Here is a 256-nt window from a genome sequence, read left to right on the forward strand (position 1 = left end):
GCCACCAAATACCTCGGCGGACACGGCACCGCCGTCGCCGGCGTCATCGTCGACAGCGGCACCTTCGACTGGACCCAGGGCCGACACACCAACTTCACCACCCCCGACCCCAGCTACCACGGCGTCACATTCGCCGACCTCGGCGCACCCGCCTACGCCCTCAAAGCCCGCGTCCAACTGCTCCGCGACCTCGGCACCGCCGTCGCACCCTTCAACGCGTTCCTCATCGCCCAAGGCATCGAAACCCTGTCCCTGC

Annotated in this window: 1 protein-coding gene; it reads left to right on the forward strand. The window is 68.4% G+C overall.

The genetic code is table 11. The features are described from left to right. On the forward strand, nucleotides 1-256 hold a 256-nt coding region (locus MTX36_RS30775), incomplete at both ends, for a PLP-dependent transferase (RefSeq protein WP_243623219.1).

Origin of the sequence: Rhodococcus sp. ARC_M6, assembly GCF_022810305.1 — a bacterium.
Classification (GTDB): domain Bacteria; phylum Actinomycetota; class Actinomycetes; order Mycobacteriales; family Mycobacteriaceae; genus Rhodococcus_F.